This window comes from Pseudomonas sp. NFX15 (assembly GCF_049132105.1).
Lineage (GTDB): Bacteria > Pseudomonadota > Gammaproteobacteria > Pseudomonadales > Pseudomonadaceae > Aquipseudomonas.
Genome location: NZ_JAFMPV010000004.1, coordinates 184,662 through 199,278, shown reverse-complemented (window position 1 = coordinate 199,278; position 14,617 = coordinate 184,662). Strand labels below are relative to the sequence as shown.

Below are 14,617 nucleotides of genomic sequence, written 5' to 3'. Positions count from 1 at the left end.
CAGGCCATAAGGAAATCTGACAATGGAAACGTTAACTGCCCTGAAAACGGCGCACATGGTGGCAACGGTTGTACTGCTGCTGTCTGCGCTGGGGCTGGGCGTCTGGGTGTTGCTGGCGCGGCGCAAGGGTGATGCGACGGCGGCCAGTCGCACCCTGCAACGGCCACGGGTGTTCGTGTGGTTGTTGATGGGCCTGGCGTTGCTGAGCATGCCGTTCACCGGCTGGTGGATGGTGCATCTGGTGGGCTGGCCACTGGGGCAGACCTGGCTGCTGGCCTCCAGTGTGCTGTACACCGTCGCGGCGCTGGCGTGGTTCTGGTTGCTGGTACGGCTTAACAAGGTACGCAAGGCGCCGGGCGGCGTGGGCAAGATCACCATTGCCCTGGCGCTGTTCAGTTTTGTCTGTTTTATCGCCATTGCCGGTTTGATGGGCGCCAAGCCTGTTTAGGGCTTGAAACCGAGCTGGACCCTTCGCTGGCAAGCCAGCTCCTACAAAGTCAGCGCACGACCTGTAGGCGCTGGCTTGCCAGCGAAGGCGTCATCAGTCGCGCAACGAAATCACCGGCCAACCCCGCTTCTCGGCCTCGGCCCGCAGATTCGGGTCCGGGTCGACCGCCACCGCATGGGTCACCTGTTCCAGCAGCGGCAAGTCATTCATCGAGTCGCTATAGAAGTAGCTGTCTTGCAGCGAATACCCGGTTTCCACCAGCCAGCGATTCAGGCGCGTCACCTTGCCTTCACGGAAGCACGGCACGTCGGTGCTGCGCCCGGTGTAGCGGCCGTCGACCATCTCGCACTCGGTGGCGATCAGGGTCTCGACGCCCAGGCGCACGGCAATCGGTGCGGTGACGAAGCGGTTGGTCGCGGTGATGATCACCAGTTTGTCGCCGGCCGCGCGGTGTTTGGCCAGCAGCTCGATGGCCTTGGGCAGCAAGATCGGTTCGATGCAGTCGCGCATGTAGTCGCTGTGCCACTGATCCAGCGTGGCCATTTCGGTGCGACCGAGTACTTCCAGGCAGAAGTTCAGGTAGGCCGCGTTATCCAGTTTGCCGGTCAGGTAATCCTGGTAGAACGCATCGTTGCGTGTCTTGTAGGCGACGGCGTCGAGCAAGCCGCGTTCGCACAGGTAGTCGCCCCAAGCGTGATCGCTGTCACCGCCCAGAAGGGTGTTGTCCAAATCGAATAGAGCCAGGCGCATTGCAGTTACCCGCTGAAAAGTCAGTAAAAAGGCGACAAGAATACGGTCTTTTCACAAGAGTGCACATAAGGTAGGAACCTTCGTTGCCGCCCTCCCAACCTTTGTGGAACAATGCGGCGACATGCGTTTGCGAGGTTGTTGCCGTGATCGACCCCGATGGTTTTCGCCCCAATGTCGGGATCATTCTGACGAATGACGCCGGCCAGGTGCTATGGGCTCGCCGAATCAATCAAGATGCCTGGCAGTTTCCGCAGGGGGGAATCAACCCCGAAGAGACGCCGGAAGACGCCTTGTACCGCGAGCTGAACGAAGAAGTTGGCCTTGAGCGCGAAGATGTTGAAATTCTGGCCTGCACCCGGGGCTGGTTGCGCTATCGTTTGCCGCAACGTCTGGTGCGTACCCACAGCCAACCGCTGTGCATCGGCCAGAAACAGAAATGGTTTCTCCTGCGCCTGATCTCCAACGAGCAGCGGGTGCGGATGGATTTGACCGGTAAACCGGAGTTCGATGGCTGGCGCTGGGTCAGCTATTGGTATCCGTTGGGCCAGGTGGTGACATTCAAGCGCGAGGTGTATCGACGCGCTCTCAAAGAGCTTGCCCCGCGCCTTTTAGCGCGCGACTGACGACGGAGTTCGACCCCGAGCCATGCTCAATACGCTGCGCAAGATCGTCCAGGAAGTTAACTCCGCCAAGGATCTCAAGGCGGCGTTGGGGATTATTGTGTTGCGCGTCAAAGAGGCCATGGGCAGCCAGGTCTGCTCGGTCTACCTGCTTGACCCCGAGACCAACCGCTTCGTGCTGATGGCCACCGAGGGCTTGAACAAGCGCTCGATCGGCAAAGTCAGCATGGCGCCCAACGAAGGTCTGGTTGGCCTGGTCGGTACGCGCGAAGAACCCCTGAACCTCGAAAACGCGGCGGATCACCCGCGCTACCGCTACTTCGCCGAAACCGGTGAAGAGCGCTTCGCGTCATTCCTCGGGGCACCGATCATTCACCACCGCCGCGTCGTCGGCGTATTGGTCATCCAGCAAAAAGAGCGTCGCCAGTTCGATGAAGGTGAAGAAGCCTTTCTCGTGACCATGAGCGCGCAGCTGGCCGGCGTTATCGCTCACGCCGAAGCCACTGGCTCGATCCGCGGCCTCGGTCGTCAGGGCAAGGGCATCCAGGAAGCCAAGTTCGTCGGCGTGCCGGGTTCACCGGGTGCGGCGGTCGGTACGGCGGTGGTCATGCTGCCACCGGCGGACCTGGATGTGGTGCCGGACAAGACCATCACCGACATCGACGCTGAGCTGGGGCTGTTCAAGACCGCCATCGAAGGCGTGCGCGCCGACATGCGGACCCTCTCGGCCAAGCTTGCTACCCAGCTGCGCCCGGAAGAGCGGGCCTTGTTCGACGTCTACCTGATGATGCTCGACGATGCCGCGCTGGGCAGCGAAGTCACCACCGTGATCAAGACCGGCCAATGGGCCCAGGGCGCGTTGCGCCAGGTGGTCACCGATCACGTAAATCGTTTCGAATTGATGGACGACGCCTACCTGCGTGAGCGTGCCTCGGACGTCAAGGACCTTGGCCGACGCCTGCTGGCTTACTTGCAGGAGGAGCGCCAGCAAACCCTGGTCTACCCCGACAACACCATTCTGGTCAGCGAAGAACTGACGCCGGCGATGCTCGGCGAGGTGCCGGAAGGCAAGCTGGTCGGCCTGGTGTCGGTACTCGGTTCGGGTAACTCCCACGTCGCCATCCTGGCCCGGGCCATGGGTATCCCGACGGTGATGGGCCTGGTCGACCTGCCGTACTCCAAGGTCGACGGCATCCAGATGATCGTCGACGGCTACCATGGCGAGGTCTATACCAACCCCAGCGACGTGCTGCGCAAGCAGTTCGCCGAGGTGGTCGAGGAAGAGAAACAACTGGCCCTCGGGCTGGATGCGTTGCGCGACCTGCCGTGCGTGACGGTCGATGGCCACCGCATGCCGCTGTGGGTCAACACCGGCCTGCTGGCGGACGTGGCCCGTGCGCAGAAGCGCGGTGCCGAAGGCGTTGGCCTGTACCGCACCGAAGTGCCGTTCATGATCAACCAGCGGTTCCCGAGCGAAAAGGAACAACTGGCGATCTACCGCGAGCAACTGGCCGCGTTCCACCCGCAACCGGTGACCATGCGCAGCCTGGACATCGGCGGCGACAAGGCGCTGTCGTACTTCCCGATCAAGGAAGACAACCCATTCCTCGGCTGGCGCGGTATCCGCGTCACCCTCGACCACCCGGAAATCTTCCTGGTGCAGACCCGCGCCATGCTCAAGGCCAGCGAAGGCCTGAACAACCTGCGCATCCTGCTGCCGATGATTTCCGGCACCCACGAACTCGAAGAAGCCCTGCACTTGATCCATCGTGCCTGGGGCGAAGTGCGCGACGAAGGCACCGACGTGCCGATGCCGCCGATTGGCGTGATGATCGAAATTCCGGCCGCTGTTTATCAGACCAGGGAACTGGCACGGCAAGTGGACTTCCTGTCGGTCGGCTCCAACGACCTGACCCAGTACCTGCTGGCGGTGGACCGCAACAACCCGCGGGTCGCCGACCTCTACGACTACCTGCACCCGGCGGTGCTTCAGGCGTTGCAAAACGTAGTGCGTGACGCCCATGCCGAAGGCAAGCCGGTGAGCATCTGCGGTGAAATGGCCGGTGACCCGGCAGCGGCGGTGCTGTTGATGGCGATGGGCTTCGACAGCCTGTCGATGAACGCCACCAACTTGCCGAAGGTGAAGTGGATGCTGCGTCAGATCAACCTGAGCAAGGCCAAGGAGTTGTTGGCGGAGTTGATGACCATCGACAACCCGCAAGTTATCCACAGCTCGCTGCAACTGGCGCTGAAGAACCTCGGGTTGGCGCGGATGATCAATCCGGCTTCAGTCAAAACCCTTTAGATCTGCGTCGCTCCAATCGCGAGCAGGCTCGCTCCTACAGGTGATCTATGGACAATGCAGATCCCTTGTAGGAGCGAGCCTGCTCGCAAAGATGCCTATCCAGGCAACACAAAACTAAAGCCTGATCTCCACTTCCCCCAAATGCCCCCCAAACGGCCCGAAACTGCGCTCGACCATCTGCCGCGTCCCGTCCGCCTGCACAATTAGCGCGGTACTCGCCCGCGTTCCATAACTCTGGCTGGCAATGAACACACTCGACAACAACGTCTCGGTCGCCAACCCAACCCCGGTATCCGGCAAGTCGGCAAACGGCGCCGCCTGCGCATCGCCCAATAACGCCAGCAGCGCCTGCGGCTGCGGATCTGCCAGCACTTCACTCAACGCCGCCTTGGCTTTGAGCAATTTCGGCCAGGGCGTATCCAGGCTGGCATTCGACAGGCCATAAACCCCCGGTTGAAGCATCACGGCTTGTGACTCACGGGCATTGAAGTGCCACAGCTCGTGGCTGTTACCCAACAGCAGGTTGAACCCGGCGTATTCCGGTGAACGTGCGACAACGTCGGTCAAATAGTCATCAATTGACGCGCTTGCACAGAGAAAACCGGCCACCAGTTCGCCCCGGGATTTTCTGGCCGGCGGCTGATGAGGGTCGCGAATATTGGTGAGGGCGGCGAAGCGACCATTGGCGCCGAGGCCGAGCCAGGTGCCGCCAGCCTCCAGGTCGCGGCCGGCATGCACATGCGGTGCATCGGGCCACTGCGCCAGCGGCAGGCTGGGGCGGGCGTAGAACTCATCGCGGTTGGCCGCGACGATCAGCGGCTGGGCGTGACCTGGACGCCAGGCAAAAACAATCAGGCACATAAGGCGGTCCTTGTGTGTTTTTTGCCCACTCTACGCAGACATCGCTCATCGATCCATCGCCTTGCACAGTGGAGCCTTGGGGCCTGCTTCCGTTACCATGCCGCTCTCAATTGGGGATGCACCATGGAATTTCTGCTCTATCTGGCGCTGGGCTCCTGCGCAGGCGTGCTGGCCGGGCTGTTCGGGGTGGGCGGCGGGATCATCATCGTCCCGGTGCTGGTGTTCAGTTTCAAGGCGCAGGGCTTCGATCCGTCGATTCTCACGCACCTGGCGGTGGGCACGTCCCTGGCGACCATCATCTTTACCTCGGTCAATGCGGTGCGCGAGCATCACCGCCGGGGTGCGGTGCGCTGGCCGATTTTCATGTGGATGACCGTCGGTATCCTGATCGGCGCCGGGTTTGGTGCGATGACGGCAGAAGCGATCTCCGGCCCGAACCTGCAAAAACTCATTGGTGTGTTCGCCCTGGTGATCGCCGCGCAGTTGGCACTGGAGGTCAAACCCAAGGCCAGCCGAACTGTACCGGGCAAACTCGGTCTGACGGCGGCGGGAAGCGTGATTGGCTGGGCCTCGGCGATTTTCGGGATTGGCGGCGGTTCGCTGACCGTGCCGTTCCTGACCTGGCGCAGCGTGCCGATGCAACAAGCCGTGGCCACGTCATCGGCGTGCGGCCTGCCGATTGCCGTGGCCAGCGCATTAAGTTTCATGATTCTGGGCTGGCACGATCCGTTGCTTCCGGCCCATAGTCTCGGCTTTCTTTATTTGCCGGCGCTGCTGGGCATTGCCCTGACCAGCATGTTTTTCGCCCGGATCGGCGCACGGCTGGCCCACAAGCTGTCGCCCAGGTTGCTGAAAAGACTGTTTGCCGCTTTGCTGTTCTGCGTCGGCCTGAACTTCCTGCTCTGACGCACAGCGCAATCCTGGCTTAATCCTGAGGTGGCAGCGTCACCCGGGAATTTTTCAAGTTTCAACGCTAACGAGGAGTCGCAATGCTGCCTTACCCGCAGATCGATCCGGTGGCCCTGGCCATCGGTCCGCTGAAAATCCACTGGTACGGTCTGATGTACCTGATCGGCATCGGCGGCGCCTGGCTGCTGGCGTCCCGCCGCTTGAACCGCTTCGACCCGACCTGGACCAAGGAGAAACTCTCCGACATGGTGTTCTGGATGTCGATGGGGGTGATCGTCGGCGGACGACTCGGTTATGTGCTGTTCTACGATCTGAGCGCTTACCTGGCCAACCCGACGCTGATTTTCGAGGTGTGGAAGGGCGGCATGTCCTTCCACGGCGGATTCATTGGCGTAATGCTGGCGGCGTTGTGGTTCGGAAAGAAGAACAACAAGTCGTTCTTCCAACTGATGGATTTCGTCGCGCCGATGGTACCGATCGGCCTGGGTGCCGGGCGTATCGGCAACTTCATCAACGCCGAGTTGTGGGGCAAGCCGACCGACGTGCCGTGGGCGATGATCTTCCCGCCGTTCAGCGACCCGGCGCAGTTGCCGCGTCACCCGTCGCAGCTGTACCAGTTCGCCCTCGAAGGCGTGGCGCTGTTCCTGATCTTGTGGCTGTTCTCGCGCAAGCCGCGGCCAACCATGGCGGTCTCGGGCATGTTCGCGCTGTTCTACGGCATCTTCCGTTTCATCGTCGAATTCGTCCGTGTACCGGACGCGCAACTGGGCTATCTGGCCTGGAACTGGCTGACCATGGGCCAGGTGTTGTGCGTGCCGATGATCGTCGGCGGGCTGTTCCTGATCTGGCTGGCCTATCATCGCGCCCCGGCGACGCCAGCGGCAGCCGTATAACATTCGAACCCCGCAGCGATGGTTGCGGGGCTCAAGGACACAGGTAACTCATGAAGCAATATCTCGAACTGGTCGCCCACGTCATCAAGAACGGCACCAAGCAGGCCAACCGTACCGGCGTGAACACCATCAGCTTTCCCGGTGCGATGCTGCGTTATGACCTGCAGGAAGGTTTCCCGGCGATCACCACCCGCAAGATGGCCTTCAAGTCGGCCATCGGCGAAATGTGCGGTTTCCTGCGTGGGGTGAACAACGCTGCCCAATTCCGCGCATTGGGTTGCAAGGTCTGGGACCAGAACGCCAACGAAAACGCGCAGTGGCTGGCCAACCCGTTCCGTCAGGGCGACGACGACCTCGGCGAAATCTACGGTGTGCAATGGCGCAAATGGCCGGCGTACAAGCAGATCCCGTTGAGCAATCCGGCCGCCATCGAGCAGACGCTGAGCCAGGGCTACAAGCAAATCGCTCAGGGCGAGGAAGACGGCCAGGCCTATGTGGTGCTGTACAAGGCCATCGACCAGGTTCGCCAATGCGTCGACACCATCATCAAGGACCCGGGCAGCCGTCGCATCCTGTTCCACGGCTGGAACTGCGCCCAGCTCGATGAAATGGCCTTGCCGCCGTGCCACTTGCTGTATCAGTTCCACCCGAACGTCCAGACCAGGGAAATTTCCCTGACGCTCTACATTCGTTCCAATGATTTGGGGCTGGGCACGCCGTTCAACCTGACCGAAGGCGCGGCGCTACTGAGCCTGATCGGCCGCCTGACTGGCTACACGCCGCGCTGGTTCACCTATTTCATCGGTGACGCCCACGTCTACGAAAACCACCTGGACATGCTCAACGAACAGCTCAAGCGCGAGCCGTTCCCGATGCCGAAACTGGTGATTTCCGACCGCGTGCCGGCGTTTGCCGAGACGGGTGTGTATCAGCCAGAGTGGCTGGAGTTGGTCGAGCCGAGCGATTTCTCGCTCGAAGGCTACCAACACCACGCGCCAATGACCGCGCCGATGGCGGTCTGAATCCGACACCGCTTCGCGGTGTTCGCTGGCAAGCCAGCTCCTACAAAGGGATGCGATAACCTGTAGGAGCTGGCTTGCCAGCGAAGACGCGCTCAGTGGCCGTGACTACGGCCCACGTGGGAATGCTCAACCTCCGTCGCCACCACCCCACCACTCACTTCCAACCGCTGCAAAATCGCGCATTGATCGATTCCCGGCCCCTCGCCGCAACGTTGGCGCAGGTCGAGCAGTTGTGTCTGCAAGGCCAGCAAGCCGTCGATCCGTGCCTTGACGTGGTGGATGTGTTCGTCGATCAGCGTGTTGACGCTCTCGCACTGGTCCTGCGGGCTGTCGCGAAACGCCAGCAGGCTGCGGATTTCCTCGAGGGTCATGTCGAGGGTGCGACAGTTGCGGATGAAGGTCAGGCGCTCGGCGTGGGCCTGGGTGTAGACCCGGTAATTGCCGTCGCTGCGGGCCGGTTCTGGCAGCAGATTTTCGCGCTCGTAATAGCGGATCGTCTCCACGGCGCAGTCCGTGAGTTTCGCCAATTCACCAATCTTCATGACGACAATCTCCAAAACTCCAAAATGGGTGCTTGACCCTATAGTGGCTACAGGGTCTTTACTTGGCAACAGGCACTCTTATGGACGCAACCAATGAGCGATTCCCTGCACTCCCACAAACCCGGGGCTGAGCATGAGCACAGCCACACGCTCAAACCCGTGCAAAAGCATGACCATCATGGTCACGGCGGTACCTGCTGCGGGACCGAAACAGCGACGCCAGTCCTGGTCAAACTGAGCGATGGGCCAACGGCCGCGGCCCGACTGAGCCGTTTTCGCATTGAGGCGATGGATTGCCCGACCGAGCAGACGCTCATCCAGAACAAGCTAAGCAAGCTGACCGGCGTACAGCAGCTGGAGTTCAATTTGATTAACCGGGTGCTCGGCGTGACCCACGACTTGCCGGGTGTGGAACCGATTGTCGAAGCGATCAAATCCCTCGGCATGCACGCTGAACCGCTGGATCAAGACACCGATGCCACAGCGCCTTTGCCCCAGAAAAAGTCATGGTGGCCCCTGGCGCTGTCCGGTGTTGGTGCATTGCTGGCCGAAGTCATCCACTTCACCGGCGCCGCACCGAACGCGGTGGTGGCGGTTATCGCGCTGGTCTCCATTCTCAGCGGCGGCCTGGGCACTTACAAAAAAGGCTGGATCGCCCTTAAAAACCGCAACCTGAACATCAATGCGCTGATGAGCATTGCCGTGACCGGCGCGGTGCTGATCGGGCAGTGGCCGGAAGCGGCGATGGTGATGTTCCTGTTCACCGTGGCCGAATTGATCGAGGCCAAATCCCTGGACCGCGCACGCAATGCCATCGGCGGCCTGATGCAGATGACCCCGGACACGGCAACCGTGTTGCAGGCCGACGGCAGCTGGCTGGAGCAGGATGTCAAAACCGTCGCGCTCGGCGCGCGGGTGCGGGTGCGTCCCGGCGAGCGTATTGGCCTGGACGGCGAAGTGCTGTCCGGTCGCTCGACCCTCGACCAGGCGCCGATTACCGGCGAAAGCCTGCCGGTGGAGAAAACCGTCGGCGACAAAGTGTTTGCCGGCACCATCAACCAGGCCGGCTCCCTGGAATACGCGGTGACGGCGGCGGCGGATAACTCGACCCTGGCCCGCATCATCCATGCCGTCGAGCAGGCCCAGGGCGCGCGGGCGCCGACCCAGCGGTTCGTTGATCAGTTCTCGAAAATCTACACCCCGGCGGTATTCGCGCTGGCCGTGGCCGTGGCCGTGATCCCGCCGTTGTTCATGGGCGCCGTGTGGTTCGACTGGATCTACCGAGCGCTGGTGTTGCTGGTGGTGGCCTGCCCGTGTGCGCTGGTGATTTCCACGCCGGTGACCATCGTCAGCGGCCTCGCGGCGGCGGCGCGCAAAGGGATCCTGGTCAAGGGTGGTGTGTACCTGGAGGGCGGTTACAAGCTCGATTACCTGGCGCTGGACAAGACCGGCACCCTCACCCACGGCAAGCCGGTGCAGACCGATTACCTGTCGCTGGACCCGACCGCCGACGCGTCGGCCCCGGCCATTGCCGCGGCGCTGGCTGGCCGCTCCGATCACCCGGTGTCGCTGGCCATTGCCAACGCGGCTGTGGATAAGGATTACCCGTCGCTGACTGTGGATAACTTCGCAGCGTTGGGCGGGCGTGGCGTGCGGGGCGAGGTGAACGGCCAGCTGTATCACTTGGGCAACCATCGCCTCGTTGAAGAATTGGGCCTGTGCTCGCCTGCGCTGGAAGAGAAACTCTTCGCCCTGGAAAAACAGGGCAAATCAGTGGTGCTGTTGCTCGATCAGTCCGGCCCGCTGGCGCTGTTTGCCGTGGCGGACACGGTCAAGGAATCCAGCCGCGAAGCCATTGAGCAGTTGCACGAACTGGGCATCAAGACCCTGATGCTCACCGGCGATAACGTCCACACCGCCCAAGCCATTGCCGCGCAGGTCGGCATCGACGAGGCCAAGGGCGACCTGTTGCCGGGTGATAAATTGCAGTCTATCGAGGCCCTGTATACCCAAGGCCATCGGGTCGGCATGGTGGGCGACGGTATCAACGATGCCCCGGCGCTGGCGCGTTCCGAGATCGGTTTTGCCATGGCCGCCGCGGGCACCGATACCGCCATCGAGACCGCCGATGTCGCCCTGATGGACGACGATCTGCGCAAGATTCCGGCGTTCATTCGCCTGTCGCGACAAACGTCGAGCATCCTCAAGCAGAACATTGCGCTGGCATTGGTCATCAAGGCGATCTTTCTTGGGGTAACCTTCGCCGGGCTCGCTACCATGTGGATGGCGGTATTCGCCGACATGGGCGTCAGTCTGCTGGTGGTGTTCAACGGTTTGCGCCTGCTGCGCAAGTAAGAATGAGGGACGGTTGTGCTGAGTGCCGAGCTGAAGGCGTTTTACATGGTGGCCCGCCTGGGCAGCATCACCCAGGCTGCAAAAAAGCTCGGCCTGAGCCAGCCGACGGTGACGACGCAGATCCGCAACCTCGAAAGCCAGTATTCGGTCGAGCTGTTCTACCGTGGCGGCCGGCGACTGAGCGTCAGCGAAGAGGGCGCGCGGTTGTTGCCGATGGTCAAGGTGCTGATGCAGCAGGAAGCCGATATCGAGTTTTTCCTGCGCAATTGCGGCCAGGTCCAGGGCACCTTGCGCATCGCGGCCACGGCGCCTTACTACATCCTCGACCTTGTTAAGACCTTTCGCGCACGCCTGCCGCAGGTGGAAGTGTCGGTAGAGATCGGCAACTCCCAGCAAGTGCTTGAAGCGCTGGAGGAATACCGGGTGGATGTCGCGGCGTCGTCGCAGTTGCTCGAAGATGCTCGGCTGGTTCGCCGGGTGCTCGGCAGCGACCCGCTGGTGCTGGCGGTGCATCGCCACCATCCGCTGGCGGTTCACGATCATGTTCCGCTGAGTGCATTGGCCGGGCATACCCTGTTGATGCGCGAACCGGGCTCGACCACCCGTCGCCTGACCGAAGAGCTGCTGGCCAGCGCCGGCGTGAGTTTCGGCCCGCTGCTGGAGATCGGTAGCCGTGAGTCGATCCGTGAAGCGGTGCTGCGCAACATCGGTATCAGCATCATTGCCCGTCAGGAAGTGCCCCACGATCCGCAGCTGCGGGTGCTGACCCTCGAGAATGCGCCGCAGATCCCCGAGTACCTGTATTGCCTCAAGGAGCGCAAGGGTGCCCGGTTGCCGGCGGCGTTCCTTGGCGTGGCGCAGGAAATGGCGCCGGTCTGAGCGCTGCGGTGACTGTTCGGGCCTCTTCGCTGGCAAGCCAGCTCCTACAGAGGAATGCGAAACCTTGTAGGAGCTGGCTTGCCAGCGAAGGCGTCAGCCCTGACAACACATCACCTGAACCAAAATCCTCGAATACCACTATCGGCAGTTTTTGCCTCACTGCCACATGACGGACGCATTACAACTTTAGGATGGCCCCATCTGCTTGATGAGGCCTGTCCATGAACAACTCGATCGCAACTGCGCTGACCCACCCCGGCGCCCCGATGAAAGTGCGCGGCGTACAGAAACGCTTTGGCGCGTTCACGGCGCTGGATAACGTTTCCCTCGACGTGGCGGCCGGTGAGCTGGTGTGCTTGCTTGGCCCGTCGGGCTGTGGCAAGACCACCTTGCTGCGCTGCATCGCCGGCCTGGAGAAGCAGGACAGCGGCGAGTTGTACCTGGGTGACCGCGACGTTTCCCACCTGGCACCCCAGGCCCGGGACTACGGAATCCTGTTCCAGTCCTACGCGTTGTTCCCTAATCTCACCGTCGAAGCGAACATTGCCTACGGCCTCGCCGGCAGTGGTCGTGACGAAGTGCGCCGTCGTGTCGGTCAGATGCTGGAACTGGTTGGCCTGACCGGCAGCGAAAAAAAGTACCCCGGCCAATTGTCCGGCGGCCAGCAGCAACGTGTGGCATTGGCTCGAGCCCTGGCCCCGGCGCCTTCGCTGTTGCTGCTCGACGAGCCGATGTCGGCGCTCGATGCCCGGGTGCGCGAGCATCTGTGCACCGAACTGCGCCAGCTGCAACGCAGCCTCGGCATCACCACCCTGATGGTCACCCACAACCAGGACGAGGCCATGCTGATGGCCGACCGTATCGCCGTGATGAACAACGGCAAGGTCGAGCAGTACGCCACGCCGCAGGAAATCTACAACCGCCCGGCCACGCCGTTCGTGGCGGAGTTCGTCGGCCAGGGCAACTGGTTGCCGTTCCAGCGCAGCAGCGACAGCCACGCCCAGGTTGGCGGCCTGAGCATGCGCCTGGCCGATGGCGGCGCCAAGACCGCGTCGGGCCGTTTGTTTTGTCGTCCGGAAGCGATCAACGTCAACCCGCCGGTGCACGAGGAAAACCTGTTTCCGGCCAGGGTTCGTGAAATCACCTTCCTCGGCAACCGCTGCCGCATGAGTTTCGAACTCGATCAACTGCCGGGCCACGCGTTGTTGGCAGAGCTGGCGCCGGAAGCCATGCCGCGCCTCGGCGCCCAGCAGATCATGGTCGCCTTGCCACCGCGCAGCCTGCAGGTGTTCGCCTGATGAGCGTGAACATCGCGCTGCCGATACCGCACAAGCAGGCTCGGCAGACCTCCCGTGCAGAAATCGGTGACCGACTGTTCGTGGTCGGCGGCAAAGTCTTTTTGCTGGTGTTGTTGGCCGTCGCCGTGCTGATGCCGCTGTTGGCGATTTTCTGGCGCGGTTTCAGTGCCGAAGCCGGGCAGGGCGGTGGTTGGGTCGCAGCAAAGGAGTTGGTGACCAGCGAGAACTTCCACTGGTTGCTCGGTAACAGCCTGAAAGTTTCCCTGAGCGTCGCGGCGATTGTCGTACCGCTGGCCTACCTGTTTGCCTACGCCCTGCAACGCACGTTGATTCCGGCCAAGGGCATCTGGCGCGGCATCTCGCTGCTGCCCTTGATGGCGCCGTCGATGTTGCCCGGCATCGCATTGGTTTATCTGTTCGGCAACCAGGGCATGTTGCGTGGCCTGCTCTCGGACAACATCTACGGCTTCTGGGGCATTGTGCTGGGTGAGGTGATCTACACCTTCCCGCATGCCTTGATGATTTTGTTGTCGGCACTGTCCCTGGCGGATGCGCGGCTGTTCGATGCCGCGTCCAGCATGGGCGCTAGCCCGGCGAAAGCCTTCCGCAGCATCACCTGGCCGGCGACCCGCCAAGCTGTGTTTGCCGCGTTCTGCCTGGTGTTCACCCTGACCATCACTGACTTTGGTGTGCCGGTGGTGGTCGGTGGCGACTATCAAGTGCTGGCGCTCGAAGCCTACAAGGCGGTGGTCGGTCAGCAGCAATTCGGTCGCGGTGCCTTGATCGGCATGGTGCTGTTGCTGCCAGCGCTGTTCAGCTTCGGCGTCGATGCCTGGTTACGTCGTCGTCACGGCGATTCCATGAGCGGTCGAGCCCAGGTGTTCAAGCCGGCGCCGTCGAAACGGCGCGATGGTTGCTACCTGGTCATCGTGTTGTTGATCAGCGCCGCGTTGCTGTTGGTGTTCGGCATGGCCGTGTACTCGTCCCTGGTGAAGTTCTGGCCGTACAACCTGTCGCTGTCGCTCAACCACTACCAGTTCAACGAAACCGCCGGCGGTGGCTGGCTGGCCTACAGCAACAGCCTGAAAATGGCCTTGGGCACGGCGTTGGTCGGTTCCATGCTGATCTTCACCGGCGCCTACCTGATGGAAAAAACCAAGGGCCAGCGCGGGCTGAACCTGACCTTGCGCATGCTCAGCTTCGTGCCGATGGCGGTGCCCGGCCTGGTGCTGGGGCTGGGTTACGTCTTCTTCTTCAACCTCACCGGCAACCCGCTGCATGTGCTCTACGGGACCATGACGCTGCTCATCGTCTGCACCATTGCGCACTATCTGACCACCGCGCAAATGACCGCCACCACCGCGCTGCGCCAGCTCGATGCCGAGTTCGAAGCCGCCGCGCTGTCGCTCAAGGCGCCGCTGTACCGCCACTACCTGCGCGTCACCGTGCCGATCTGCCTGCCTGCGCTGCTGGACATCGTGCGCTACCTGTTCGTCTCGGCGATGACCACCGTCTCGGCGGCGATCTTCCTCTACAGCCCCGACACCATCCTTGCGGCGGTGGCGGTGCTGAACATGGATGACGCCGGCAACGTCGGCGGCGCGGCGGCGATGTCGACCCTGATTCTGTTCACCTCGGCGGGCGTGTCCCTGCTGCTGGCCTGGGCTTCGCGTGGTTTGCTGCGCCGCTCCCAAGCCTGGCGGCAGACCGCGCCCGGTCATTGATTGTGCCCAAC

13 protein-coding genes are annotated in these 14,617 nt (G+C 62.2%); 10 read left to right on the top strand and 3 right to left on the bottom strand.

Annotated features, from left to right (window positions below; translation table 11 throughout):
* Positions 1-22: 22 nt before the first annotated feature.
* Positions 23-448 (top strand): DUF2269 domain-containing protein, encoded by a 426-nt coding sequence (locus tag J1D76_RS06270; protein ID WP_421137527.1) that lies wholly within the window; start codon positions 23-25, stop codon positions 446-448.
* 93 nt (positions 449-541) lie between these two features.
* Here the strand turns inward: J1D76_RS06270 and J1D76_RS06265 are convergent, their stop codons facing one another.
* Complete coding sequence (locus tag J1D76_RS06265; protein ID WP_421137526.1) at positions 542-1,198, bottom strand: HAD family hydrolase; 657 nt, start codon at positions 1,196-1,198, stop codon at positions 542-544.
* A 143-nt stretch (positions 1,199-1,341) separates the two neighbouring features.
* On the opposite strand from J1D76_RS06265, the gene J1D76_RS06260 reads away from it, so the two are divergent.
* Together J1D76_RS06260 and ptsP are read left to right on the top strand one after the other, a co-directional pair.
* A complete protein-coding gene (locus tag J1D76_RS06260) occupies positions 1,342-1,821 on the top strand; it encodes an RNA pyrophosphohydrolase (protein ID WP_003229203.1) in 480 nt (159 codons plus the stop codon).
* A gap of 22 nt (positions 1,822-1,843) precedes the next feature.
* Positions 1,844-4,123, top strand: coding sequence for a phosphoenolpyruvate--protein phosphotransferase (ptsP, locus tag J1D76_RS06255; protein ID WP_421137525.1), 2,280 nt, complete (start codon positions 1,844-1,846; stop codon positions 4,121-4,123).
* 114 nt (positions 4,124-4,237) lie between these two features.
* Here ptsP and J1D76_RS06250 read toward each other — a convergent pair whose 3' ends face one another.
* Complete coding sequence (locus tag J1D76_RS06250; protein WP_421137524.1) at positions 4,238-4,984, bottom strand: NRDE family protein; 747 nt, start codon at positions 4,982-4,984, stop codon at positions 4,238-4,240.
* Positions 4,985-5,107: 123 nt separating this feature from the next.
* Here J1D76_RS06250 and J1D76_RS06245 point away from each other — a divergent pair, with 123 nt between their 5' ends.
* The 3 genes from J1D76_RS06245 to J1D76_RS06235 all read left to right on the top strand — a co-directional run bounded on the left by J1D76_RS06245 (position 5,108) and on the right by J1D76_RS06235 (position 7,808).
* Positions 5,108-5,890 (top strand): sulfite exporter TauE/SafE family protein, encoded by a 783-nt coding sequence (locus J1D76_RS06245; protein WP_421137523.1) that lies wholly within the window; start codon positions 5,108-5,110, stop codon positions 5,888-5,890.
* An 83-nt stretch (positions 5,891-5,973) separates the two neighbouring features.
* Positions 5,974-6,786: a prolipoprotein diacylglyceryl transferase gene (gene lgt, locus J1D76_RS06240; protein WP_047534642.1), complete on the top strand. Its 813-nt coding sequence runs from the start codon at positions 5,974-5,976 to the stop codon at positions 6,784-6,786.
* Positions 6,787-6,836: 50 nt separating this feature from the next.
* Positions 6,837-7,808, top strand: a complete 972-nt coding sequence (locus tag J1D76_RS06235) for a thymidylate synthase (protein ID WP_421137522.1) — start codon at positions 6,837-6,839, stop codon at positions 7,806-7,808.
* A gap of 92 nt (positions 7,809-7,900) precedes the next feature.
* On the opposite strand, the gene cadR is transcribed toward J1D76_RS06235, so the two are convergent.
* Positions 7,901-8,350 (bottom strand): Cd(II)/Pb(II)-responsive transcriptional regulator, encoded by a 450-nt coding sequence (cadR, locus tag J1D76_RS06230; protein WP_421137521.1) that lies wholly within the window; start codon positions 8,348-8,350, stop codon positions 7,901-7,903.
* A 93-nt stretch (positions 8,351-8,443) separates the two neighbouring features.
* Between cadR and J1D76_RS06225 the strand changes: the two genes are divergently transcribed.
* The 4 genes from J1D76_RS06225 (at position 8,444) to J1D76_RS06210 (ending at position 14,606) form a co-directional block, all read left to right on the top strand.
* Positions 8,444-10,705, top strand: a complete 2,262-nt coding sequence (locus tag J1D76_RS06225) for a heavy metal translocating P-type ATPase (RefSeq protein ID WP_421137520.1) — start codon at positions 8,444-8,446, stop codon at positions 10,703-10,705.
* Positions 10,706-10,720: 15 nt separating this feature from the next.
* The gene (locus tag J1D76_RS06220) at positions 10,721-11,584 is read left to right on the top strand and encodes a LysR family transcriptional regulator (RefSeq protein WP_421137519.1); all 864 of its coding nucleotides are present in this window, start codon (positions 10,721-10,723) and stop codon (positions 11,582-11,584) included.
* A 221-nt stretch (positions 11,585-11,805) separates the two neighbouring features.
* Complete coding sequence (locus tag J1D76_RS06215) at positions 11,806-12,882, top strand: putative 2-aminoethylphosphonate ABC transporter ATP-binding protein (protein ID WP_421137518.1); 1,077 nt, start codon at positions 11,806-11,808, stop codon at positions 12,880-12,882.
* A complete protein-coding gene (locus J1D76_RS06210; RefSeq protein WP_421137517.1) occupies positions 12,882-14,606 on the top strand; it encodes a putative 2-aminoethylphosphonate ABC transporter permease subunit in 1,725 nt (574 codons plus the stop codon). The genes J1D76_RS06215 and J1D76_RS06210 overlap by 1 nt, the downstream gene beginning before the upstream one ends.
* The last annotated feature ends 11 nt before the right edge of the window (positions 14,607-14,617 follow it).

Excerpts from the sequence above, each read along its gene's own strand:
- cadR (WP_421137521.1), bottom strand. The coding sequence starts at position 8,350 with ATGAAGATTGGTGAATTGGCGAAACTCACGGACTGCGCCGTGGAGACG.
- J1D76_RS06270 (WP_421137527.1), top strand. The coding sequence starts at position 23 with ATGGAAACGTTAACTGCCCTGAAAACGGCGCACATGGTGGCAACGGTT.
- J1D76_RS06210 (WP_421137517.1), top strand. The coding sequence starts at position 12,882 with ATGAGCGTGAACATCGCGCTGCCGATACCGCACAAGCAGGCTCGGCAG.
- J1D76_RS06250 (WP_421137524.1), bottom strand. The coding sequence starts at position 4,984 with ATGTGCCTGATTGTTTTTGCCTGGCGTCCAGGTCACGCCCAGCCGCTG.
- lgt (WP_047534642.1), top strand. The coding sequence starts at position 5,974 with ATGCTGCCTTACCCGCAGATCGATCCGGTGGCCCTGGCCATCGGTCCG.
- J1D76_RS06215 (WP_421137518.1), top strand. The coding sequence starts at position 11,806 with ATGAACAACTCGATCGCAACTGCGCTGACCCACCCCGGCGCCCCGATG.
- J1D76_RS06225 (WP_421137520.1), top strand. The coding sequence starts at position 8,444 with ATGAGCGATTCCCTGCACTCCCACAAACCCGGGGCTGAGCATGAGCAC.
- J1D76_RS06265 (WP_421137526.1), bottom strand. The coding sequence starts at position 1,198 with ATGCGCCTGGCTCTATTCGATTTGGACAACACCCTTCTGGGCGGTGAC.
- J1D76_RS06245 (WP_421137523.1), top strand. The coding sequence starts at position 5,108 with ATGGAATTTCTGCTCTATCTGGCGCTGGGCTCCTGCGCAGGCGTGCTG.
- J1D76_RS06235 (WP_421137522.1), top strand. The coding sequence starts at position 6,837 with ATGAAGCAATATCTCGAACTGGTCGCCCACGTCATCAAGAACGGCACC.
- ptsP (WP_421137525.1), top strand. The coding sequence starts at position 1,844 with ATGCTCAATACGCTGCGCAAGATCGTCCAGGAAGTTAACTCCGCCAAG.